Source organism: Acidimicrobiales bacterium, assembly GCA_041394265.1.
GTDB lineage: Bacteria > Actinomycetota > Acidimicrobiia > Acidimicrobiales > SZUA-35 > JBBQUN01.
This window is the reverse complement of record JAWKIO010000005.1, coordinates 4,732,055-4,754,332: the sequence shown is the minus strand read 5'-3', so window position 1 is coordinate 4,754,332 and position 22,278 is coordinate 4,732,055. Positions and strand designations below refer to the sequence as shown.

The following is a 22,278-nucleotide window of genomic DNA, read 5'->3' as shown; positions in this document are numbered from 1 at the left end:
AACCGTGTGACATTCGCCATGTCGCGGTAGAACACCTGGCGTGACTGCCGATACCCGTTCCACCGACGCCGGCCCGCTGGCCGGCACCCTCGTCATCGACCTCACTCGCGTGTTGTCGGGTCCCTACTGCACGATGATGCTCGCCGATCTCGGCGCTCGGGTGATCAAGGTCGAGCGGCCCGAGGTGGGTGACGACGCTCGACACATCGGTCCGTTCACCGATCAGGGGTCGGCGTACTTCGAATCCATCAACCGAGGCAAGGAGTCGATCGAACTCGACTTGAGCGATGCCGACGACCGCGCGTTCTTCGACCAACTCCTCGATGCCGCCGACGTCGTGGTCGAGAACTTCCGGCCCGGCGCGTTCGATCGACTCGGCTACGACTGGGAGACGCTCCATCGACGCTGGCCCTCACTGATTCTTGCGTCCGTGTCGGGCTTCGGTCACAGCGGGCCCCTGAAGGAGCAGCCGGCCTACGACATGATCGTGCAGGCCATGGGCGGCGTCATGAGTATCACCGGTGAACCGGGCGGCAACCCCACGCGGGTCGGCACGTCGATCGGCGACATCTGCGCCGGCATGTTCACTGCCACCTCGATCATCGCTGCCCTCCATCAGCGCACCTCCACCGGTATCGGCGCTCGCGTCGACGTCGCCATGCTCGATGCCCAGGTGGCACTGCTCGAGAACGCCATCGCTCGGTACACCACCAGCGGCGTCGTGCCCGGTCCGATCGGTTCCCGGCATCCGTCCATCACACCCTTCGGAGCGTTCGCCACCAAGGAGGGATCGGTGGTGATCGCCGCCGGCAACGACGGGCTCTTCGCCACGTTGGCCGAGGCGATCGGCGCACCCGAGCTGGCAGCGGATCCCCGCTTTGCCACCAACGACGATCGGTGCACCAACGAACCCCTTCTCCGACCGCTGATCGAGCAGGCCTTGGCCTCCGCACCGGCCACCGAGTGGGTCGAGCGACTCTCGGCCGCCGGCCTCCCCACCTCGCTCGTCCACAACGTCGAGCAGGTGCTCCATCACCCGCAGACCGTCGCCCGCAACATGGCACTCGTCATCGACGGCACCGACGGCCAACTCGTCGCCGGCAATCCGATGAAGATCTCGACGTTGGCCGAACGCTCGGTCGCCCCCCGATCACCAGTCCTCGGCCAACACGGCGAGGCGATTCGGGCCGAGTTCGCGCCGACCGAGGAGCCCACCGCGGGGTGAAAATCGGCGCCGGATCGTGGCCGAGGGCTGGCAAGCTGGAGGCATGACATCCGGCCGTACCACTCCCGCGGCCATCGAGTACCCGCCGGAGCTACCAATCTCGCAGCGTCACGATGAGCTGCTCGAGATCATCGGGCAGCACCAGGTGGTGGTCATCGCCGGCGAGACCGGCTCGGGCAAGAGCACCCAGTTGCCAAAGCTGTGCCTCGAACTCGGGCGCGGCATCGACGGCCTGATCGGCCACACCCAACCCCGCCGCCTCGCCGCCCGGTCGATCGCCGAGCGGGTGGCGAGCGAGCTGGGCGAAACCGTCGGCCAGAGGGTGGGCTACACCGTCCGTTTCAACGACCAGGTCGGCCCGTCCACCATGGTCCGGCTGATGACCGACGGCATCCTGCTCGCCGAGATCCAGCGCGACCGCAGCCTCAGCCGATACGACACGATCATCATCGACGAGGCCCATGAGCGCAGCCTCAACATCGACTTCCTGCTCGGCTACCTTCGCCAACTGTTGCCGAAGCGACCCGACCTGAAGGTGATCATCACCTCGGCCACCATCGACACCCAGCGGTTCAGCGAACACTTCGACAACGCTCCCATCGTCGAGGTCTCGGGACGCACCTACCCGGTCGAGCTGCGCTACCGCCCCCTCGATCCCGAGACCGACGATGGCGAGGTACTCGACCAGCCCCAGGCGATCGGCGAGGCAGTCAAGGAACTCCAGGCCGCAGGCGACGGCGACATCCTCGTGTTCTGTTCGGGTGAGCGCGAGATTCGTGATGCCGCCGAGGCGTTGACCGAGTTGGAGTTGCGGAATACCGAGATCGTGCCCTTGTACGCTCGGCTCTCGGCCGCAGAGCAGCAGCGGGTCTTCCAACCGCACCGAGGGCGGCGTGTGGTGCTCGCCACCAATGTCGCCGAAACCTCACTCACCGTTCCCGGGATCCGCTACGTCGTCGATGCCGGCTTCGCCCGCATCTCCCGCTTCAACCGACGCACCAAGGTGCAACGTCTCCCCATCGAGGAGATCTCGCAGGCGTCGGCCAACCAACGCGCCGGCCGCTGCGGTCGTCTCGGGCCCGGTATCTGCATCCGGCTCTACTCCGAAGAGGACTTCGACGCACGCCCCGCCTTCACCGAACCCGAGATCCAGCGCACCAATCTTGCGTCGGTCATCTTGCAGATGGCGGCGATCGGTCTCGGTGACATCGAGGGGTTCCCGTTCGTCGATCCGCCCGACGCCCGCTCGATCCGCGACGGCATCGCCCTCCTCGAGGAACTCGATGCGGTCCGCCCCGGGCGGCAGCGCTCACGCAAGTGGCTGACTCCCACCGGCCGCAAGCTCGCACGCATCCCGCTCGATCCTCGCCTGGCCCGCATGATCCTGGAAGCCGATCGCAACGGGGCGCTGCACGAGGTGATGATCATCACCGCCGGCCTGTCGATCCAAGACCCTCGAGAACGGCCACGAGGCCCGCAGCAGCAAGCGGCCCTGGAGCTCCACAACCGGTTCAAGGATCCTTCCGGCGACTTCGTCTCTTACCTGCATCTTTGGGAATACCTGTCGCGCGAGCGCCGGGAACGATCGTCGAACCAGTTCCGCAAGATGTGTCGCGCCGAACACCTGCACTACATGCGGGTGCGGGAGTGGTCCGACGTCCTCAGCCAACTCCGGCGAGTTGCTCGCGACCTCGGACTGCACGTGAACCACACGGCCGCCGATACCGACCAGATCCATCGCTCACTCCTCGCCGGGCTGCTGTCGCAGGTGGCGATGAAGGACCCGACCGGTCCTGAATTCCGGGGCGCCCGCAACGCCAAGCTGATGATCGCCCCCGGCTCGGTCTTCTCCCGCAACTCCCCGAAGTGGATCATGGCCGGTGAGCTCGTCGAGACGAACCGGCTGTGGGCCCGGGTCGTCGCCCGGATCGAACCCGAGTGGTTGGAATCGGTCGGCGACCATCTCGTCAAGCGGACCTACGCCGACCCGTGGTGGGACGCCGAACGGGGTTCGGCCGTCTCGACCGAAACGGTGTCGCTCTACGGCCTCCCGCTGGTGGCCAACCGACGGGTCAACTGGGGTCGGATCGATCCGGTCGATGCTCGCGCCCGCCTGCTCCTCCATGCGCTGGTGCGCAACGAGTGGGACGCCGATCACGACTTCATCGAACACAACAACGATCAGATCGCCGAGGTCATCGACCTCGAGAATCGACACCGCCGCCACGACCTCCTGGTCGACGAGGCCGCACGCCTCGCGTTCTTCGACACCAGGGTGCCGGCCGACATCACCACTCGGCGCCAGTTCGACAAATGGTGGAAGCGGACGAGGCGGGAACAGCCGACGCTGCTCGACTACACACAGCGTGACCTGATCCGGCCCGAGGCAGCCGACCTCGACGACAGCGGCTTCCCGATGGTCTGGCACCACGGCGACATCGAGCTCAACCTCAGCTACGCGTTCGACACCGGCAGCGCCGAGGATGGCACGCTCGTCGACATCCCGGTCGGCCTTCTGCACCGCCTCGACCCTTCTGTCTTCGAGTGGAACGTGCCGGCGCTGCGGCGCGAGCTGGTGGTCAGCTTGTTGCGCACCCTGCCGCGAACGCTCCGCAAGGAACTGGTCCCTATTCCTGCGGCCGCCGACGAGCTCTTCGAACACCTCGACCCGACGGCGGGAGGGCTCGTCGACGAACTCGTGCGGGTGCTGGCCACACGACGCGGCCTCTCGGTGCGGGCCACCGACTTCGACTGGCAGCGGGTGCCCCACCATCTGCGACCGTGGTTCCGGGCCCACGATGACGAACTCGTGATTCTCGCCGAGGGCTACGACCTCGGGGCCGTCGCGTCGCTGCTCGAGCAGCGGGTCCGGGCCGAACTCGACGATCAGCGGCACCCCATCGAGTGCGACGGGGCCACCGACTGGATCTTCGGCGACCTTCCCACCGTGATCGACACCGTCGGTCTCGGCGTGAGCGTCGATGCCTTTCCCACGCTCGTCGACCAAGGCGACAGCGTGGGCGTGCGATTGGTCTCCTCAGCCGACGAACAAGCCGACGAGATGTGGTCCGGCACCCGCCGACTGCTCCGACTCCGCCTTCCCTCCCCCACCAAGGCGCTCGACCGTCTGCTCAGCAATGAAGCCAAACTGGCGCTCGTGGTCGGCCCCCATGGATCGATCAACGCCTGGGCCGACGACGTGGCAACCGCCGCCGTCGACCAACTCCTCCTCGGTGCCGGCGGACCGGCGTGGACCGAAGCCGGGTTTCGCTCCATCGAGGCATCGGCCCGAGCCGGCTACAGCGCAGCCCTCCACGCCGTGGCGTCGAGCGGGGCGGCGATCGCCGTGCTGGTCCGCGATGTCGAGCGCGCCCTCGCCGACCTCCACGGACCAGTCTATGAGGCCGGGCGAAACGACATCCGCCGCCAACTCGGTGGCCTCGTCTACCCGGACCACCTGACGGGCCTGGGCGCCGAGCGGCTCGACGACCTCGCCCGCTACCTTCGGGCCATCCTGGTCCGCATCGACCGCCTACGTGAGGATCCTCGGCGCGACCAATCCCTCGTCGCCCGCATTGCCCCGATCGAGCAACGAGCCGACCACTTGGCCGCCACCTCCGGGTGGTCACCCGAACTCGAAGCCGTCATCTGGGGCCTGCAGGAACTCCGGGTCTCGCTGTTCGCCCAGAGCATCGGCACCAACGGACCGGTGTCGGAGAAGCGGCTCAAAGCTCAGCTCGCCAACGTCGGCTGATCAGCCGGCGGTCTTCGTGGCCTGGATCCTCTCGACCCTGCCATCGGGGTGCTCGGCGAACCGGCGCCACTGGGGGCCGTGGTCGGGGTCATCGCTCGGCCACGGCCAGCCGCCGAACTGGGTCTGGCGATAGTCGGCGAACGCCTGCTGGATCTCGGTGTCGGTGTTCATGACGAACGGCCCATAGCGAGCCACCGGTTCACCGATCGGACGGCCTTGGAGCACCATCACCTCGGCGCCCGATGGCCCCGCCACCAGCGTGGCGTGCTGGGAAGCATCGAGCACGGCGCCGGTCGACCCGCCGATCAGCGTTCCGTGGTCGTCACCGTCGCCCCGCAGCGCCAGCTCCTCGCCCTCGAAGAGGTAGAGCACTCGCTGGGTCGAGGGTCCCGACGCCGGGCCGAGGACGAAATGGGCCTCGGGCTCCAGGACCAGGTGCCAGATGGCGACGTCGGAGTCGGCGGCGCTGGCCCAGGAATCGGGCGGCGTCGGTGGGCTGTCGACTTCTTCGAATGCCCCGGTGATCACGGTGACGGTGGTCAGCCGCCCGTGGTCATCGCGACGCTCGGCCCGCGGCGTCTGGTGATCCCACAGCATGGTGAAGTGCGGCTCCACCATCTTGTTTCGGGCCGGAAGGTTCAGCCAGATCTGGAACAGTTCGAGCGGGTTGGGCCGGTCCTGGTCGAGCAGGGGGAACATCTCGCAGTGCACGATGCCCTTCCCGGCCGTCAGCCACTGGGTGTCGCCTCGGCCGAAGCGAGCCCGGGCACCGAGTGAGTCGGAGTGGTCGATCACGCCGGAGCGCACGTACGTGACCGTCTCGAAGCCCCGGTGAGGATGTGCCGGAAAACCGGGCACGCCTCGCCCGTGGTACATGTTCCAGCCGTCGACGTTGGCGAAGTCCTGGCCGAGCTCGCGGCCGGCCAAGCTCGCCGCCGGACCGAGCGTGGCATTCCCGGGGGGATAGGCGTCGCGGTGGTGAGCGCAGAACAGGAACGGGTCAACGGTTGGCCATTGGTCCCCGAGGGGGACGGTCTGGTGAACGAGTTCACTCATCGCGGTCAGGGTAGACCGTTGCCTCCCCGGTAGCGTGATCGCTTGGAACCGACCACGACGTTCGACGACCAACCCACCCAGCGCGCTGCAGGCCAGGGGGCACAACGAGTCATTCCGACACCGGGTCGCGTCGAGTACGTCGTGCTGCTGTCGAGCCTCATGGCCACTGCGGCACTCGGCATCGACATGATGCTCCCGGCCTTCGACGAGATGCGCTCCACGTTCGGCCTTGCGCCCGGCTCGCCCGAGATCTCGGGAGCCCTCACCGCCTACTTCCTCGGCATGTCGACCGCCCTGCTGTTCTTCGGGCCGTTCTCCGACCGGTTCGGCCGACGCTCGGTCATCTTCGTCGGACTGGGGATCTACGTGGCTGGTGCCATCGGGTCGGCGCTCGCTCCCAGCATGGGCGTCCTCCTGATCAGCCGATTCATCTGGGGTGTCGGTGCCGCCGGCGGTCGTGTCGTGGTCACCGCCGTCGTTCGCGACACCTTCGTCGGCGACGCCATGGCAAAAACCATGTCGACCCTGATGGCGGTGTTTCTCCTGGTGCCGATCATCGCTCCCTCGCTGGGCGCCGCGATCGTCGCGTTCCTCCCCTGGCAGGGCATCTTCTGGCTGTGCGCCGCGCTCGGTACCGGACTCGCGTTGTGGGCCGGTACCCGGCTGCCCGAAACGCTCCCGATCGACCAACGCAAGCCGATTCGGATCTCGGTCCTCAAGAACTCGGCCGGCCGGGTCTTCGGCGAACCTGCCACGCTGCTCCCGATGCTCGGCATCACGGCGCTGATGGGTGTCTTCACCTCGTACCTCGGCAGCTCCGAGCTGATCATCAGCGAGATCTTCGGACGACGAGACCAGTTCCCGATCATCTTCGGTGGGACCGCCGCCGTCTTCGGGGCAGCATCGCTGCTCAACGGACGCCTGGTCGACCGCTTCGGCATGCGCCGGTTGTTCATCCCCGCCATCTCGGTCTACGTGATCGGTGCCGCGATCCTGCTGGCACAGGCCGTCGGTAGCGGCGGTCGGCCGTCCTTCTGGGCCTTCTACCCGATCCTGGCCGTCGTCTTCGGATCGTCCATGATCGTCAACCCCAATCTGAACGCCATGGCCTTGGCGCCGGTTGGCGACATCGCCGGTACCGCGTCGTCCATCGTCGGTGCCGTGTCGATGGCCGTCGGCACGCTCATCGGTGCCATGATCGATCGCCAGATCGACGACTCGGTGACCCCGTTTGCCACCGCCGTCCTGGTCTCCGGCATCGTCACTGCGGTCCTCGTCGTTCGTATGCTCGCGGTCGACCAACCCGAAGGCTGAACCCATGCGTCGTCACCTCCGTGCACACCTCGTGAGCCTCGCGCTCGCCGGCTTCGTTCTCGTGCTGAGTGCCTGTTCGGGTGGCGCATCCGAGCAAGCGGCAACGAGCTACACCGCAGCAGAGGTCCAAGACGCAGCCGCCACCGCCATGGCGGCGATCGAGTCCGTGCACTTCGACGTGACTCGCAGCGGCGCCGACGTCACGATCGACGACACCGGGCTCGTGGTGTTCGAGTCGGCCTCGGGCCGCTTCGCCGCACCCCGGTCCGCTGACGCCGTGGTGGCCGTCGACCTGATGGGCAACAGGGTCGAACTCGGGGCGGTGGCGCTCGACGGCGTCCTCTACCTCACCGATCCTCTCACCGGTGCCTGGCAGGACGCCACCGGCACCATCGACTTCGACCCGGCCACCATCTTCAGCGTCGACGAGGGCATTGCTGCGGTCCTCGCGTCGGGCATGGCCGACACCTCGCTGCGAACCGCCGAGCCCGACGACGACGGACTCCTACACCTCACCGGCACCGTGTCGCCCGACGACGTCGCCACGCTCACCAGCGGACTGGTGTCGGAGCCAGCGACGGCCGAGGTGAGCATCGACGCCGCCACCTCGCTCGTGCGCACGATCACCTTCGACACCCCGCTCGACAACGGCGTCGCCAGCTGGCTCGTCGAGTTGTCCGACTACGGCGCCGACGTCACCATCGAGCCTCCCGACCTCGGCGACGGTTGACCCGTGCCCGTCGACGATGACGATGACTGATCGCACCGCCCAGCGACCGCGATTCGCCCTGGCGACCGCCGCGTTCGGTGTCTTCGTCGCCGCCGACGACCTTCTCGTCGTGTCGACCATGCTCCGTCCGATCATCGGCGACCTCGGGCTCGTCCTCCCCGACGACCTCGACACGGCGGCCTGGATCGTCAACGTCTACCTCATCGCCTACCTCGCCGTCATGCCGCTGGCAGGGCGGCTGTCTGACGTGTTCGGACGCCGCCGTGTGTTCGAGGTCTCCCTCGCCATCTTCGCTGTCGGATCGCTCGTGGTCCCACTTGCGCCGAACCTGGGGGTCTTCCTGCTGGGTCGGGCGCTCACCGCCGTCGGGGGCGGCGCGCTCGTGCCCGTCGCACTGGGGATCGCCGGCGATCATTTCGAGGGACGAAACCGGGCGCAAGCCTTCGGCCTCCTCGGGGCGATCGAGACCCTGGGCTGGATCTGGGGACCGATCTATGGCGCGCTGTTGGTCCGTTTCCTGTCGTGGGAGTGGCAGTTCTACCTCAACCTGCCGTTGGCCGTGCTCGGCCTCGTGCTGGCCCGACGTCACCTCCCCCAGCAACGGGTGCACGGCACGCGGCTCGACCTTCTCGGGGCCGGCCTCTTGACCCTTGCCCTGACCGCCAGCAGCCTCGCCCTGCTCAGCCAGGCGAAGATCCAGTCGGCAGGTGGCCTCGACGAGTTGGCCGGGCGCGACTCGACCTCGATCCCTCTCTGGCTGTCGGTCTCGCTCGGCGTGGTCGGCGCTGCCGGGTTCGTCTGGCGCCAGCGGACCGCCGATCCGCCCCTGCTCGACCTGTCGTTCCCCGCTGCCCACCACCGCACCGCACCGACTGCGGCGTTGGCGAGCAACGTGGCCTTCGGTGCCGCACTCGTCACGGCGTTGGTCAACGTGCCGCTCCTGATCAACGTGTTGGAAAGCGATACGGGTGAGGCCGCGCTCCGATCGGGCTGGTCGCTCACCGCCCTGACGGCGGCCATGTCGGTCGCCGCCTACGTCGGTGGTGCGCTCACCGGCCGAGTCGGACCGAGGGTGCCCACCCTGGCCGGCTTCGCCATCGCTGCATTCGGGTTGAGCATCCTCGGCCAACGCTGGGAGCCCGACACCGGCTTGACCGAGCTCATGGTCTACCTGGCGATCCTCGGCGTCGGACTCGGATTGGCCATGACCCCGACCACCACCGCCCTCACCAACGCTGCGGGCGCCGCCAACACCGGCACCGCTGCCGGGCTCGTGGTCGTGTTCCGAATGATCGGCTTCAGCCTCGGCCTCAGCGCGCTCACGACCTACGGATTGCGGCGGTTCACCGAATTGCGATCCGAGGTCGAGCTCCCGCCGCTCACCGATCCCAGCTACACCGAAGCCGCCACCGCCGCCGTGCGCAGGATCACGACCGACGCGCTCTCCGAGACCTTCGTCGCCGCCGGAGTCGTCGCCATGGTGGCCATCGTGTTCGCCGTGGCGCTACCGGGTCGGGATCACGAATCGGCGTGATCGTCGTCGGTTGCGAGGTGTTCCGGTAGGGGCTGCACCACCGGCCGAGCACGACGACGACGCCGGGCCGGGACGAGGTCTCGCATCGACTCCAGCCGCCCGAAACAGAGGAGACGGTCGTCGGCCTCGAGCACCCGGCTCGTGCGCGGGTTCGGAATGACGGTGACACCCCGATGGAGCGTGAGCACGGTGATGTCCTGCTCGGCGAGCCCGGAATCGGCGATCGACTTGCCGAGGATGTGTGCGCCCTCACCGACATGGATCTCGGCAACCCCGTAGCCCGCACTCACCGTGAGCCGCTGGCGCACGTCGACCTCTGGGAAGGCGACCTGATTGGCGATGTAGTCGACGATCACGCCGGCGATGTCGAGTTCGGTGGCCGTCTCGATGCCCTCCAACCCCGGTGAGGAGTTGACCTCCATCACCAGCGGACCGAGGTCGGACTCGAGCATGTCGACCCCGGCCACCTTGAGCCCCATCACCTGGGCAGCCTGAACCGCTACCCGCTGGTATTCCTCGGGCAGGTCGACGACCTCGGCGATGCCTCCACGGTGCACGTTCGATCGGAACTCGTCGCCCTGGGCGACACGGCGCATGGCCGCGACCACCTGGTCACCGACGACGAACGCTCGTAGGTCCTTGCCCTTGGACTCCTTGATGAATCGCTGGATCAGCACGTTCTGCTTGGTGCTCTGCAGGGTCTCGATGACGGCCTCGGCCACCTTGGTGTCGGGAGCCAGGATCACGCCGATGCCCTGGGTGCCCTCGAGCAACTTGATCACGACCGGCGCGCCACCAACCCGTTCGATCGCCGGCAATACGTCGGCCCGGTCACGCACGAACGTGGTTGCCGGGATGCCGATGCGGTGGCGGGCGAGGATCTGCGCCGAACGCAACTTGTCGCGAGAGTTGGCGATGCCATTCGCCGGGCTCGGGGTGTAGACGTCCATCTGTTCGAACTGGCGAACGACGGCGAGCCCGAAGAAGGTGATCGAGGCGCCGATACGGGGCAGGATCGCGTCGTAGTCGGGCAACAACTTGCCTCGGTACTGCAGATCCGGCTCGTCACTCGCGAGATCGATCGCGAATCGCAGCGTGTTGAGCACCCGGACATCGTGACCACGGTCCTCGGCCGCCTGACGTAGGCGTTGCGTGCTGTACGACCGGGGGGCGCGGGAAAGGATGCCGAGCTTCATGGGTCGACTCTAGTAGGCGGGTCGATACGTCCAATGCCACGGTTCTCGCGGCACGTCTTCGACGAACCCGTAGTCGGGAGCGTGCGCTCGCATCCACGCCTGCGCCGAGTCATCGAGGTCGAGGTCGAGCGCCAGCCCCCAACCGTGATTGCTCGTGCCCGGTGTGGCCGCCAGACCACCCTGGGAGTACAGGCCCTTCTCCTTCGCGAGCCGCTCCTGGACCGCCAGCGGACGATAGGAGTCGGTCACCCCAATCGTGACGCCGTCGGCCTTGGCGGCCGCCACCATCTTCTCGAAGGCATTCGCCGCCGGCGCATACAACGAGTGGCCGGGCACCGACAGCGCCGTCAACGCCTCGGCCGGCACCTTCCCGTTGCCGTACGGCACGAGGTCCGCCGGGGGCGTGAGCGACGGGTACTGCCCCGGTTCGAGTCGGAGCGCCGGAGTCAGGCCGCTCGTTGCTACGGACGGCTGCGTGAGTCCGAGGTTGGCGTACGCCGAAGCCAAGCTGCCGCCGGGTGTCTCGCCGGTGGCGCTGTAGCCCAGGACGCCGTTGTTGTTCCGCGATGCGAGCTCGGCTCGAAGGAGGTCGCCGAACTGGCCACCACTCGGTGAGGGGCCGGCCTTCACCCGGGATTCGATCGCGCTGAGGCGCGCGGTGATACCGGAGATCGGGTCCATACCCCAGCGTCGGCCCAGGGCTGCCCCGGTATGAGGCGAACAGCCACTACCGTCGTCGTGGTGACCTCGACCCGTCGATCGCTGATCGCAGCGACCATCATCGTCTTCACCATCTTCACCGACTGGATCACGAAGCAGTGGGCACTCAGCGCGCTGAGTGACGGTCACCGGATCCCGCTCCTTCCGACCCTCGAGTTCGATCTCCTGTTCAACAACGGCTTCTCGTTCGGCACGGGCGAGGGTCGGGGTCGCCTGATCGGGATCGGCGTGATCGGGATGGTCGTCTATCTGGCCGTGCAGCTGCATCGGGCGACCATCGTGCATCGTGTTGTCTTCTTCTCGATCATCCTTGGGGGAGCCATCGGCAACCTCCTCGACCGGATCTTTCGCGCCGACGACGGCTTCCTGACCGGCTCTGTCGTCGACTTCATCGACGTGAGCTGGTTTGCGGTCTTCAACGTCGCCGACATCTACGTGGTGTGCGGGGCGATCGCGTTCGGCCTCTGGGAGACACTGATCAATCCTCAGCTCGATGCACCCGAGCAACCCGCCGACGAGCGCGATCCGACTGCTGCGACCGAGCTCGACACGACCCCCGACCCCATCCTCGACACCGACGACCATTCGGCATTGCAGGAGTAGCGAGAAAAACCTGCCGATGCTGTCCATCTCGGCGGTCCCGGCTCGTCGTCTGGGTGTCACGAAGCAACGGGCCGCACGGCCCGATCGATCAAAGGACCACCCATGAACTACATGCTCCTGCTCTACTCCGCCGCCGACGCCGGTCCCAAGCCCGGAAGTCCCGAACAGGCCGCCGAGATGCCACAGTGGCTCGCCTACTCCCAAGCCCTGGTCGACGCCGGCGTGATGGTGGCCGGCGAACCGCTCCATCCTGTGTCCACCGCAACGACCGTCCGCTTGCGTGGCGGTGAGGTGCTGACGACCGACGGCCCCTTCGCCGAGACCAAGGAACAGTTGGGCGGCTACTACATCATCGACGTGCCCGACCTGGACGCGGCGCTCGACTGGGCAGCCAAGACGCCCCTCACCGGCTACGGGTCGGTCGAGGTGCGTCCCATCATGGAGATCCCCTCGCTCTGATGTTCTCGCCCGTCGCCCAGGTCTTCGCCGAGGAGTGGCCACGTCTCGTGGCCACACTCATGCGAGACCTGGGCGACCTCGAACTGGCCGAGGATGCAGCACAGGATGCGTTCGTCGAAGCAGCCAAGCGGTGGGGTCCCGCCACCACCCCCGATCGGCCGGGCGCCTGGTTGCTCACGACCGCTCGGCGCAAGGCCATCGATCAGCTCCGGCGACGCCAGTCGATGGACGAGCGCCTCGCGGTTCTCGGGGCGATGCTCGACCAGGGGGACGACCAGGCCGAACCTCCCGCATCGGTGATCGAGGACTCCCAGCTGGCCATGATCTTCGGATGCTGCCACCCATCGCTCGCCACCGAGGCCCAGGTGGCACTGACGCTGCGCCACGTTGGCGGCCTCTCGACGGCGCAGATCGCTGCGGCCTTCGTCGTCGGCGAGGAGACCATGGCGAAGCGGCTCGTCCGAGCCAAACACAAGGTACGAGACGCCAACGTGCCGTTCGTGATCCCCGATCCCGAGCGGCTCAACGACCGGCTCGCTGCCGTCCTCCACGTCATCTACCTCATCTTCACCGAAGGCCACGCCCCGACCGACGGCCAGCGTGAACCGAGCGGCGTCGACCTCGTCCGAGGCAGCCTGTGCGACGAGGCCCGCTGGCTTTCTCGGATGGTCGCCGACCTCCTGCCCGACGAACCCGAGGCCAACGGTCTTGCAGCGCTGCTCTGCTTCACCGACGCCCGGCGACACGCCCGCATCGACGCCGACGGCGAGATGGTGCTGCTCGATGAACAGGACCGATCACGTTGGGACGCGGCAGCAAACGCCGAAGGCCACCACCGCCTCGCCCGGGCACTCGAACAACAGCGCATTGGTCCGTTCCAATTGCAGGCGGCAATCGCCGCCATTCACGCGCTGGCCCCGACGGCGGCCGAGACCGACTGGGCGCACATCGCCAACCTCTATCGACGACTCATGGAGGTGGCGCCGTCGGCCGTCGTGGCGCTCAATGCCGCCGTCGCCGAGTCGATGGTCCACGGACCCGAGCACGGACTGACGCTCCTCGACACACTCGAGGCAAGCGGTCGACTGGAGCGCTACCGGTTCCTGCCGGCCGCTCGAGCCGACCTCCTCCGCCAGCTCGGACGCTGGGACGACGCCGCCGAGCAGTACCGCCTCGCGCTCGACCTGACCACGAGTCCCGCCGAGCAGCGCTTCCTCACTCGACGACTCGAAGACGTCACCCGTCGCCGTAGCCTGGCTCGGTGATCGACCCGACCGTCCTTGCCCAGTCCGCGTCGCCACTCGGTGACGGCAAGATCGACAACTGGATCATCTCGTCGAGCGTCCACGTCGTCGTCGGATCGCTCGTGCTCCTCACGATGACCGTTGCCACCGGTTGGGTTGGCTGGCTCGCGATCAAGGGCCGATCGCTCGACCTCGGGGGCAAGATCCTCATCTCGGTCGCGCAGGTCGTGTTGGCTCTTCAGGTGCTCATCGGTATCAAACTGCTCGACCAGGGGCAGGGCATCGTCCAGCTCTACATCCACTACCTCGGCGGGTTGCTCCCCATGGGTGCCTTCTTGGCCGGCGGTTGGTGGGTCCGCGGGGAGACACCGACCTCGAATCGACTCCTGGCGGCGTTGATCGCCATCGGGTGGTTCTCGGCGGTGATGGCCTTCACCATCGGCCGCCAATACGCCAACGGCTGAACCCCGCAGTGCCCTGCGCGTCGGTCTCATGATCGAGCGACCGACGACGAAGCTGCCACCGATGAGCTTCTTGCGGCGATTGCTACATCGGGACAGTGCTCCCCCAACGGCCACCCTCGTTGCGCCCGGACGCAGCGAAGCGGCGAGGCACGATGACGCCCTCGCGCCGATGCTCGATCTCCTGCCGGAGATGATCTGCCGGTTCGAGCCCGACGGCACCCTGACCTGGGTCAACGAATCGTACGCCGCCTACCATCACACAACTCGTGAAGCGCTGATCGGCACGAACTTCATGGAGCTGGTCGATGAGAGTGTGCGGCAACTGGTGTCGCAGCACCTCGTCCAGCTCCGATCCCTGACGCCGAGCAACCCCGAGCAACGCAACGAACACCCGTCATCCGAGGTGTCGGGCAAGCTTCGGTGGCAGCTATGGACCGACCGAGCGCTGTTCGACTCCGCCGGTCGCCTGGTCTCGTTCGTCTCGATCGGGCGAGACATCACGGCCGAGCGGCACCGCCAGGAAGAGGTCGAATCACTGGCCACCCGGGTACACGACGAGGCGCAGGCCCTTGCGTCGATGACCGAGTACGAAACGGCAAGTGGACTCGGTGGTCGGCTCGACGAGGCGGTCTCGATCGTCGACGATCTGGTCGAGCGAGTCACCGACATCTCCCGAACGGCCGAGACCATCCGCAAGCTCGCAGAGCAGACCTCGTTGCTCGCACTCAACGCCACGATCGAGGCGGCACGAGCCGGCGAGCACGGCAAGGGATTCAGCGTCGTGGCGGGCGAGGTCAAGACGCTCGCAGGCTCGACCAAGGCGTCACTCGAATCGATCGACACGCTCGCCGACGAGCTGACGTCTGGAGTCAGCGCCGTGAGCGCGGTGCTGTCCGGCGTGACGGAGTCGTCGGGTTCGCTGTCCTCGTCGGTTGCCCAGCTCCGAGAGATTGCCTCGACGCTGCGCCACCTCTCTCAGGTGGACGGCTGACCGACGGACACGTCGAGCAGCTCGAGCCCGTCACTCGGCCGGAATCGGTAGGCGAGACCGGCCGGCACACTGACACTGTCGCCTTGCTCGAGCCGCAGCTCGTTGCGACCGTCGAGTTCGAGCACGGTCGACCCTTCGAGGACGAAGTGGAACCGGAACTCGCGGTCGTGCGCTCGGAGCGCATGGTGCGGCACGTCGTCCCCCGTCGCTCGCGCGACTCTGACGTCGGCGAGGCCATCAGTTGCGGTATCGATGCCGGTGTTCCGAGCCTCGAACCCCGGGTGATCCCACGGCTCGTAGCTCGCGCCCTCGGCCTGATGCCAGACGAAACGCTGGCCGCCGAAATCGCGCGTGGGGTCGATGTCGGTCGTCGGGAGGTCGAATCCCAGCTCGCCCAGGGTGTCGTGTTCGGCCGGGCAGCCGATCTCGACCACTTCGAGATGATCCGAGGCTTCGAGGACCCGATGTCGGATCTCGGGCGGCTGCAGCACGGCGTCGCCGGCACGCATGATGAACGGCTCGCCCTGGTCTTCGTAGACCAATCGGGCCCAGCCCCGTGCACAGAAGATCAGCTGGAAGCGAATGCGGTGATAGTGCACGTAGTCGGGCACCGGTCCGCCGTCGGGGATGTGAATGTGGGAGGCAATGAATCGTCCACCGTGTCGGGACGGGATCAGGTCTCGGTAGAGCATCCCGGCTCGACCCACTCCGAGCTCGGTGTCGGATCGGCGAGACACCACGAGCTCGGGGACCATTGGCGGTAGAACGAGCGGACGCTCGGCGTCGAAGGGAACGACCGTCCAGTTCGTCGGCCACGACACGCTGGTCGAAGCGGCAGCCGAGGTGTCGTCGGGTTCCGTCGTGGTCTGCACACCCAGGTGCAGCGTGGCCGGGACGAGCTCGCCCTCGGACACTCGACGAACACGGAACCGGGCCCCGTGACCGCTGAGGTCGGCCTCGATCGGATTGTCGGCTGGAGAGATGCGCTCGACACGAAATCCGACTGAACGCAGGGCGTCGATGGCCGCGCCGAGGTCACGGCACGTGAGGTCGGCGAGGGCGGTGGTGGTCGTCATCGATCGCAAGACTAGACACCCGATCTCGGGCCAGACACCTGTAGCTGCGCCGTCGCGCGGCGAACCGCAGAAGAAAACCCCGGAAATTCAAGGCACTATCCCACCGTTTCCGTCCAAACCCTGCTTTCCTATGGGCTTCGTTCCCCCATACGAAGGAGTTGCAGTGGCAACCAAGGCAGAAATGATCAGCGCCGTCGCCGAGCGTGGCGGTTCCGACAAGAAGACGGCTGAGGCCGTGCTCGGCGCGTTCTTCGACTACACCGCCGAAGAGGTCAAGAAGGGCAACAAGGTTGCGTGGCCGGGCTTCGGCACCTTCTCGATGACCGAGCGTGGTCCCCGCAAGGGCCGTAACCCGCAGACCGGCGAGCCGCTGAAGATCAAGAAGAGCCGTTCGATCAAGGTGTCGACCTCGGCCCCCATGAAGGAATGGCTCCTCGGCCGCAGCGCCAAGCGCTGATTTCAGAACAGCGCGAACCGCTGATCGAGCACAGCGCCAAGCGCTGATCAAGCACAGCGCCAAGCGCTGATCAGAACAGCACTTCCCACTCGAAACGAGTGCGTCGGACGACCCGGCTCAGGCCGGGTCGTCCGCCGTTTTCGAGCCGAGGCCGGGCGCGGGTCATACTGCGTCGGTGACCGAACACATCGACCGCAGCCGACTCGGGTTCTATGCGCTGGCCGGCGCACCCCGCTCTCCCCGTGACCTCATCGACGAGATCCGTAGTGCCGAGGCCATGCACCTCGGGCATGCCTTCATCTCCGAGCGATTCAACATCAAGGAAGCTGCCACCCTGTGCGGCGCCGCCGGGGCGGTGTCGGAGGCCATCCAGATCACCACGGCGGCCACCAACCACACGATCCGTCACCCCATGGTCACCGCATCGTTTGCGTCGACCATGTGGCGGCTGACCGACGGGCGCTTCAGCCTCGGACTCGGTCGGGGCATCGATCGAGCGATGCGAGCCTACGGCATGACCACCACGACCACCGCCGACCTCGAGGTCGCGGCGAACCTGTACCGGAGGCTCTGGCGGGGCGAAACCGTCATGGGCCACACCGACCGTGCCGGCTCCTATCCGGTGCTGCGACTCGACGCCGACTTCGACGAACCCATTCCCCTCAGCATCGTGGCGTTCGGACCGAACACGCTCGAGCTCGCCGGGAGGGCATTCGACCGTGTCGTCCTCCACACGTTCTTCACCGACGAGACCACGAGCCGAGCCGTGCGCACCGTGAAGGAGTCGGCCGAACGAGCGGGCCGCAACCCCGATGACGTCGAGGTCTGGTCATGCTTCGCCACGATTGGCGACCATCTCTCTCACGACGTTCGGATCAAGAAGACCGTCGGTCGCCTCGCCACGTACCTGCAGGCGTACGGCGACCTCATGGTGAGCACGAACGACTGGGATCCTGCCGTCCTCGCGGCGTTTCGGGCCGATCCGTTCGTGTCGTCCTTCGCCGGCGCGCTCGACGCCAAAGCCACCACCGACGAACTCGAGCACGTCGCCACGCTCATCCCCGACGAATGGCTCGCTCCGGCCGCCACCGGCTCGGTCGAGCAGTGCATCGCTGCGGTGTCCAACCAGTTCGACCTCGGTTGCGACGGGGTCATCCTCCACGGCGCGAATCCGACCGAACTGCAACCGATCGTCGACGCGCTGCCCGCGTCCTGATCGCGGCGCCGGTTACGCTCGACCGGTGCAACGATTCAGCGCCCAGTGCCTCGTTCCGGCCGGAGACGTACTCGGTGAGTGTCCGGTTTGGGATCCGAGGGCCAACGAGCTCCTCTGGACCGATATCCACGGCCGACGGCTCCACCGCCTGCCCGACGGCGCGACCGAACCGATCACGCTTCCCCTCGAAGGTCGCGTGTGTTCGTTCGCCGTCACCGATGTCGGACTGCTGATCGCGGCGTTCGATACCGGTCTGGGTCTGCTCGATCGTCACACGGGCGAAGTCGAGTGGCTCGGCGACGTCGAGCCGGACCGGCCCGAGACCCGCTGCAATGACGGGCGCCCCGACCGCAACGGCAGCTTCGTGTTCGGCACGATGGTCGAGACGCCCGCCGCCGAGGGTGAGCCCGATCCCGCTCCTGGCAACTTCTACCACTGGAACGCCGGTCGCGGCCTTACGCATCTGTACCGGAACGCCCGGATCGCCAACGGCCTGTGCTTCGGGGCCGACGGCCTGATCATCCACTACGCCGACTCGGTCAAGGGCACCCTGTGGCGTGCCCGCTACCACCCTCAGCACGCCCTGCTCATCGAAGACGAGGTCTTCATCGCCGCCAACACCCATCCGGGCGCCCCCGATGGCGCCGCAGTCGACACCGACGGCAACGTGTGGAACGCCCGCTGGGGAGCGTCGGGCGTCGCGTGCTTCGCTCCCGATGGCACGATGGTCGCGTTCGTCGACCTCGACGTGCCCCATGTGAGCGCTTGCGCCTTCGGTGGTCCCGATCTCGACCGGCTCTACATCACGACCGCTCGCGAACACCTGTCACCCGACGACCCGGTCTATGAACGTTCGGGTTCGCTGTACGTGGCCGACGTCGGCGCGACCGGCCTGGCGCCGGTGCCGGTCGTCACGGGCCGAGCCTGATCAAAGCCCCCGTTGCACGACCCGTTCGGGGTGGATACGCAGCAGCACATTGGGTTCGGGAAGCGGGTGTTCGCTGAGCCAGAGTTCGGCTTCGGAGCCGTGATAGGGGGCGGCGAGTGTGAGGCGATCGGCGTCGGTAACGCGCTCGTGCGTCGTTGCCCGGCCATGCACTCGCACGTAGGAACCGCCGTGGGGTGCGAGCACGAGCAACGACACCGCCGGGTTCTGGGCCACGTGACGGGCCTTGGCCGAGGTTGGCGCACAGCTGATCCACACGGTCATCTGATCGGGATTGGTGTCGTCGAGGTGGAACCACACCACGGACTGCGAGATCGAGCCGGACGAGTCGGTCGTGGCCAGCACGGCGTGCAGGGGACGCTGTAGGAATCCGGTGACCGCCTCGTCGAATCTCACGTCGCTGCTCCCTCGGCGGCTCCCACGGCGACGGCCTTCGCCCACCGGTAGTCGGCCTTGCCCGCCGGCGAGCGCACCACTTCCGGTGTGAAGATGATCGCCTTCGGCAGCTTGTAGCGCGCCAAGTGCTTGGCGGCTTCCTCGAGCAGGCCGTCCTCGTCGGCAGCGGCGCCGTCGCGGAGGCGCACGATGGCCACCACCTCGCTCCCCCAGCGGTCGCTGGGTCGCCCGGCCACCACCACGTCGTAGACCGACGGGTGGTGCATCAGGGCCGCTTCGACCTCTTCGACGAAGATCTTCTCGCCGCCCGAGTTCACGGTGACCGATTCACGTCCCAACAACTCGATGAGTCCGTCGGTTCGCAACCGGGCCCGGTCGCCAGGCACGGAGTATCGGCGTCCCTCGATCTCGGGGAAGGTGGCTGCCGTCTTGGCGGCGTCACCCAGGTAGCCGAGCGGGATGCGACCACGCTTGCCCAACCAACCGGGTTCGTCGTGGCCGGCTTCGAGCAGATGGGTCAGGTCGTCGCTCACGATCACCGAGTTCGGGTCGGGCTCGAACGTGCCAGTCGATGCCGCCCCACCCTTGACGGTGGACTGTCGCAACTGGCCACCGGCTTCGGACGACCCGACGCCGTCGACCACCGTGACCTGTGGGAGCAACTCCAGCAGCTTCGCCTTTCGGGGTGCCGACAGGGCGGCGCCACCCGAGAGCACGATCCGCAAGGACGACAGGTCGTAGCGGCCGGGATTGGCCTCGAGCTCGTCGAGCATCGGTTGGGCGTAGGCATCACCGACGATGAGCAGGAACGAGACCGCTTCCCTCTCGACGGTGGCGAAGACGTCGGCGGGGTCGAGCCGGTCGGTGATGTCTTGGATGATGACCGGATCCCCGCGACCCCAGGCGCTGAACGCGTTCCAGTGGCCGGCACCATGCATGAAGGGCGGAGCGGGGAGGAACCGCAGACCGGGCTTGTCACCCGTCGCCCAGTCGGCAATGGCCTCGATGGACTCGAATTCGGCGTCGGCCGGTGTGTTGCGGATTCCGAAGGCGGCGACGGCGGCGTCGGCCTGGCGCCAGAGCACGCCCTTTGGCATCCCGGTGGTGCCACCGGTGTAGAGGATGTAGAGATCGTCGGGTGACCACTCGACGTCGGGCCGAGCCGGTGATGCCGCGGCCAGTACGTCCTCGTACCACTCGGCGCCGGGCAGGAGGGCCCCGTTGGAGTCGTCGGGTACCTGGATGATCACCCGGAGGTCGGGCAGGTCGGCGAGAATCGATGCCAGCGTCGGCGCAAAGCGGGAATGCACCACGATGCCGGTGGCTTTCGCATCGGTGAGGAGATAGGTGAGTTCCTCGGCCACGTAGCGATAGTTGACGTTGAACGGCGCCACCCTGGCTTTGTAGGCGCCGAGCATCCCCTCGAGATACTCGTTGCCGTTGGTCAAGTAGAGCGCCAGATGATCCTGGCCGGACTCGTGGTTGGCCAACTCGCTCCGCTCCACGACGTTGCCGAGCCCCCGATCACGCAGGGCGTTGGCAAGGCGTCGGGTGCGGTCCGTCACCTGCGCCCAGCTGAAGCGGCGCTCACCCCATACCAAGCACTCACGGTCGGGGTCGCGTTCGGCGATCGCCTCGTGGAGTGCTGCCAGGTTGATCTCGCTCATGGGTCCGTTCTATCAGCTGGTTGGTGGCGGTCGTAACTCGCTTCGAGCTGTCGGCGTAGGAAGTCGGCGAACAGCAGCGGCTCGTACTTCGCCTGCCCACCGGCCCGCTCGACGCAGACGTCGAACGGCTCGATGACGGTGTCGACCGATGGGTCGAAGAAGAACGGCACCGAGTACCGCTCGCGGCCCGAGCGATTGTCGACCCGATGCGGGGTCGACAGCAGTTCCCCGTTTGTCCAGTGCGACAACATGTCGCCGACATTGAGCACGAAGGCTCGCTCGTCGGGCTCGACGGCGAGCCACGCGCCGTCAGTCGTTCGAACCTCGAGGCCTCCGACGTCGTCCTGGGCCAAGAAGGTGAGAGCTCCGAAGTCGCGATGAGGCGCCGATCCGAACAGCATCGGATCCTCGTCGGGAGCCACCGGCGGATAGTGGAGGAGGCGGAGCCAGGTCGTCGGCAGCTCGAACGCCGACAGCAGTTGTCCTGTCGCCAGCCCGAGGCTGATCTCGAACAGTCTCACCACACGACGGCCCAGGTCGACCATTCGATCGTGGTATTCCTCGAGCGTGGACCTGAACGCCGGTAGGCCCGTTGGCCACTGGTTGGGGCCGGCCAGGTACAGACCCCGCGCGACCGGTTCGCTGTCGGGGCCGTCTTCGCGCATCATCATGAACGAGGCGCTTCGATTGGGACGCTCGGCCGCCTCGACGGTCGAGGCTCGGTCGGTCGAGACGTCGGGCGCGATGTACCCCCGATGACGTCGATCCAGCGCGATCTTGGACTTCGCCTCGTTCGGGAGCGCGTGGAACGCCTTCGATTGGGCGAACACGGCTCGCCGAAGTTCGGGATCGATGCCGTGATCGACGATCGAGGCGAAGCCGTAGCGACGGAAGGCCGCCACCAATGCGTCGCCGGCCCCAGGATCGGCGAGCGAGACGGTGGGGATCATTCGACCGTGAGCAGTCGCAGTGTGGCGTAGGCGGTGTTCACCTTGCGTCGTTCGCCGGCGCCACCTTGGGCATGGCGGGCGCAGGCGGAGCGGAGCGTCGGCCAATCGGCCTCGGCCGTGACGCCGAGAATGGCGCGGGCCTCGTCGGCGGTGAGGGCCGGGCCGTCGCGTAGGTCGATGACGTCGCCGGAGGGCTCGGAGAACCGGAACGTGGGAATCGATGTTGCCGACGGCCGATCGGCTCGGGTTGCATCGAAGCGAACGTCTGGACGTGCCACGC

At 67.2% G+C, this 22,278-nt stretch carries 21 protein-coding genes; 13 read left to right on the top strand and 8 right to left on the bottom strand.

The genetic code is table 11. The features are described from left to right. The first annotated feature begins 40 nt into the window (after positions 1-40). Both R2733_22795 and hrpA read left to right on the top strand, forming a co-directional pair. Positions 41-1,225: a CoA transferase gene (locus tag R2733_22795; protein ID MEZ5379346.1), complete on the top strand. Its 1,185-nt coding sequence runs from the start codon at positions 41-43 to the stop codon at positions 1,223-1,225. Between the two features lie 43 nt (positions 1,226-1,268). Beyond that, positions 1,269-4,979, top strand: a complete 3,711-nt coding sequence (gene hrpA / locus R2733_22790; protein ID MEZ5379345.1) for an ATP-dependent RNA helicase HrpA — start codon at positions 1,269-1,271, stop codon at positions 4,977-4,979. On the opposite strand, the gene R2733_22785 is transcribed toward hrpA, so the two are convergent. Then, positions 4,980-6,035: a pirin family protein gene (locus tag R2733_22785; protein MEZ5379344.1), complete on the bottom strand. Its 1,056-nt coding sequence runs from the start codon at positions 6,033-6,035 to the stop codon at positions 4,980-4,982. Between the two features lie 42 nt (positions 6,036-6,077). Between R2733_22785 and R2733_22780 the strand changes: the two genes are divergently transcribed. The 3 genes from R2733_22780 to R2733_22770 are packed head-to-tail and all read left to right on the top strand — an operon-like array spanning position 6,078 to position 9,613. Continuing rightward, positions 6,078-7,349: a multidrug effflux MFS transporter gene (locus tag R2733_22780; protein ID MEZ5379343.1), complete on the top strand. Its 1,272-nt coding sequence runs from the start codon at positions 6,078-6,080 to the stop codon at positions 7,347-7,349. A 4-nt stretch (positions 7,350-7,353) separates the two neighbouring features. Beyond that, entirely contained in the window at positions 7,354-8,079 is a 726-nt protein-coding gene (locus R2733_22775) for an LppX_LprAFG lipoprotein (GenBank protein ID MEZ5379342.1), read from the top strand. Positions 8,080-8,101: 22 nt separating this feature from the next. Next, positions 8,102-9,613 (top strand): MFS transporter, encoded by a 1,512-nt coding sequence (locus R2733_22770; protein MEZ5379341.1) that lies wholly within the window; start codon positions 8,102-8,104, stop codon positions 9,611-9,613. On the opposite strand, the gene R2733_22765 is transcribed toward R2733_22770, so the two are convergent. Both R2733_22765 and R2733_22760 read right to left on the bottom strand, forming a co-directional pair. Beyond that, positions 9,598-10,809 carry a RimK family alpha-L-glutamate ligase gene (locus tag R2733_22765; GenBank protein MEZ5379340.1) on the bottom strand — a complete coding sequence of 404 codons (1,212 nt, stop codon included), beginning with the start codon at positions 10,807-10,809 and terminating at the stop codon, positions 9,598-9,600. The two genes, R2733_22770 and R2733_22765, sit on opposite strands and share 16 nt — an antisense overlap. A gap of 9 nt (positions 10,810-10,818) precedes the next feature. Further along, the gene (locus R2733_22760; protein MEZ5379339.1) at positions 10,819-11,490 is read right to left on the bottom strand and encodes a M15 family metallopeptidase; all 672 of its coding nucleotides are present in this window, start codon (positions 11,488-11,490) and stop codon (positions 10,819-10,821) included. A gap of 60 nt (positions 11,491-11,550) precedes the next feature. On the opposite strand from R2733_22760, the gene R2733_22755 reads away from it, so the two are divergent. The 5 genes from R2733_22755 to R2733_22735 all read left to right on the top strand — a co-directional run bounded on the left by R2733_22755 (position 11,551) and on the right by R2733_22735 (position 15,290). After that, positions 11,551-12,132 carry a signal peptidase II gene (locus tag R2733_22755; protein MEZ5379338.1) on the top strand — a complete coding sequence of 194 codons (582 nt, stop codon included), beginning with the start codon at positions 11,551-11,553 and terminating at the stop codon, positions 12,130-12,132. 102 nt (positions 12,133-12,234) lie between these two features. Continuing rightward, positions 12,235-12,591 (top strand): YciI family protein, encoded by a 357-nt coding sequence (locus tag R2733_22750; protein MEZ5379337.1) that lies wholly within the window; start codon positions 12,235-12,237, stop codon positions 12,589-12,591. Continuing rightward, a complete protein-coding gene (locus R2733_22745) occupies positions 12,591-13,856 on the top strand; it encodes a sigma-70 family RNA polymerase sigma factor (protein ID MEZ5379336.1) in 1,266 nt (421 codons plus the stop codon). Before R2733_22750 ends, R2733_22745 begins: the two co-directional genes overlap by 1 nt. After that, positions 13,853-14,299, top strand: coding sequence for a hypothetical protein (locus R2733_22740; protein ID MEZ5379335.1), 447 nt, complete (start codon positions 13,853-13,855; stop codon positions 14,297-14,299). Before R2733_22745 ends, R2733_22740 begins: the two co-directional genes overlap by 4 nt. Positions 14,300-14,360: 61 nt before the next feature. Continuing rightward, on the top strand, positions 14,361-15,290 hold the full coding sequence (locus R2733_22735; protein ID MEZ5379334.1) for a methyl-accepting chemotaxis protein: 930 nt from the start codon (positions 14,361-14,363) through the stop codon (positions 15,288-15,290). Here R2733_22735 and R2733_22730 read toward each other — a convergent pair. Next, entirely contained in the window at positions 15,275-16,366 is a 1,092-nt protein-coding gene (locus R2733_22730) for a cupin domain-containing protein (GenBank protein MEZ5379333.1), read from the bottom strand. The two genes, R2733_22735 and R2733_22730, sit on opposite strands and share 16 nt — an antisense overlap. Positions 16,367-16,529: 163 nt before the next feature. On the opposite strand from R2733_22730, the gene R2733_22725 reads away from it, so the two are divergent. The 3 genes from R2733_22725 to R2733_22715 all read left to right on the top strand — a co-directional run bounded on the left by R2733_22725 (position 16,530) and on the right by R2733_22715 (position 18,967). Continuing rightward, the gene (locus tag R2733_22725; GenBank protein ID MEZ5379332.1) at positions 16,530-16,823 is read left to right on the top strand and encodes an HU family DNA-binding protein; all 294 of its coding nucleotides are present in this window, start codon (positions 16,530-16,532) and stop codon (positions 16,821-16,823) included. Between the two features lie 175 nt (positions 16,824-16,998). Continuing rightward, positions 16,999-18,039, top strand: coding sequence for a TIGR03857 family LLM class F420-dependent oxidoreductase (locus R2733_22720; GenBank protein MEZ5379331.1), 1,041 nt, complete (start codon positions 16,999-17,001; stop codon positions 18,037-18,039). 25 nt (positions 18,040-18,064) lie between these two features. After that, positions 18,065-18,967, top strand: coding sequence for an SMP-30/gluconolactonase/LRE family protein (locus R2733_22715; GenBank protein ID MEZ5379330.1), 903 nt, complete (start codon positions 18,065-18,067; stop codon positions 18,965-18,967). On the opposite strand, the gene R2733_22710 is transcribed toward R2733_22715, so the two are convergent. From R2733_22710 to R2733_22695, 4 genes are read right to left on the bottom strand one after another with little or no spacing between them, the layout of a single operon-like run. Further along, the gene (locus R2733_22710; GenBank protein ID MEZ5379329.1) at positions 18,968-19,381 is read right to left on the bottom strand and encodes a pyridoxamine 5'-phosphate oxidase family protein; all 414 of its coding nucleotides are present in this window, start codon (positions 19,379-19,381) and stop codon (positions 18,968-18,970) included. Then, positions 19,378-21,048 carry an acyl-CoA synthetase gene (locus R2733_22705; GenBank protein MEZ5379328.1) on the bottom strand — a complete coding sequence of 557 codons (1,671 nt, stop codon included), beginning with the start codon at positions 21,046-21,048 and terminating at the stop codon, positions 19,378-19,380. Before R2733_22705 ends, R2733_22710 begins: the two co-directional genes overlap by 4 nt. Then, complete coding sequence (locus R2733_22700) at positions 21,045-21,998, bottom strand: 2OG-Fe(II) oxygenase family protein (protein MEZ5379327.1); 954 nt, start codon at positions 21,996-21,998, stop codon at positions 21,045-21,047. Before R2733_22700 ends, R2733_22705 begins: the two co-directional genes overlap by 4 nt. Next, positions 21,995-22,276 carry a hypothetical protein gene (locus tag R2733_22695; GenBank protein ID MEZ5379326.1) on the bottom strand — a complete coding sequence of 94 codons (282 nt, stop codon included), beginning with the start codon at positions 22,274-22,276 and terminating at the stop codon, positions 21,995-21,997. Before R2733_22695 ends, R2733_22700 begins: the two co-directional genes overlap by 4 nt. Positions 22,277-22,278 lie beyond the last annotated feature (2 nt).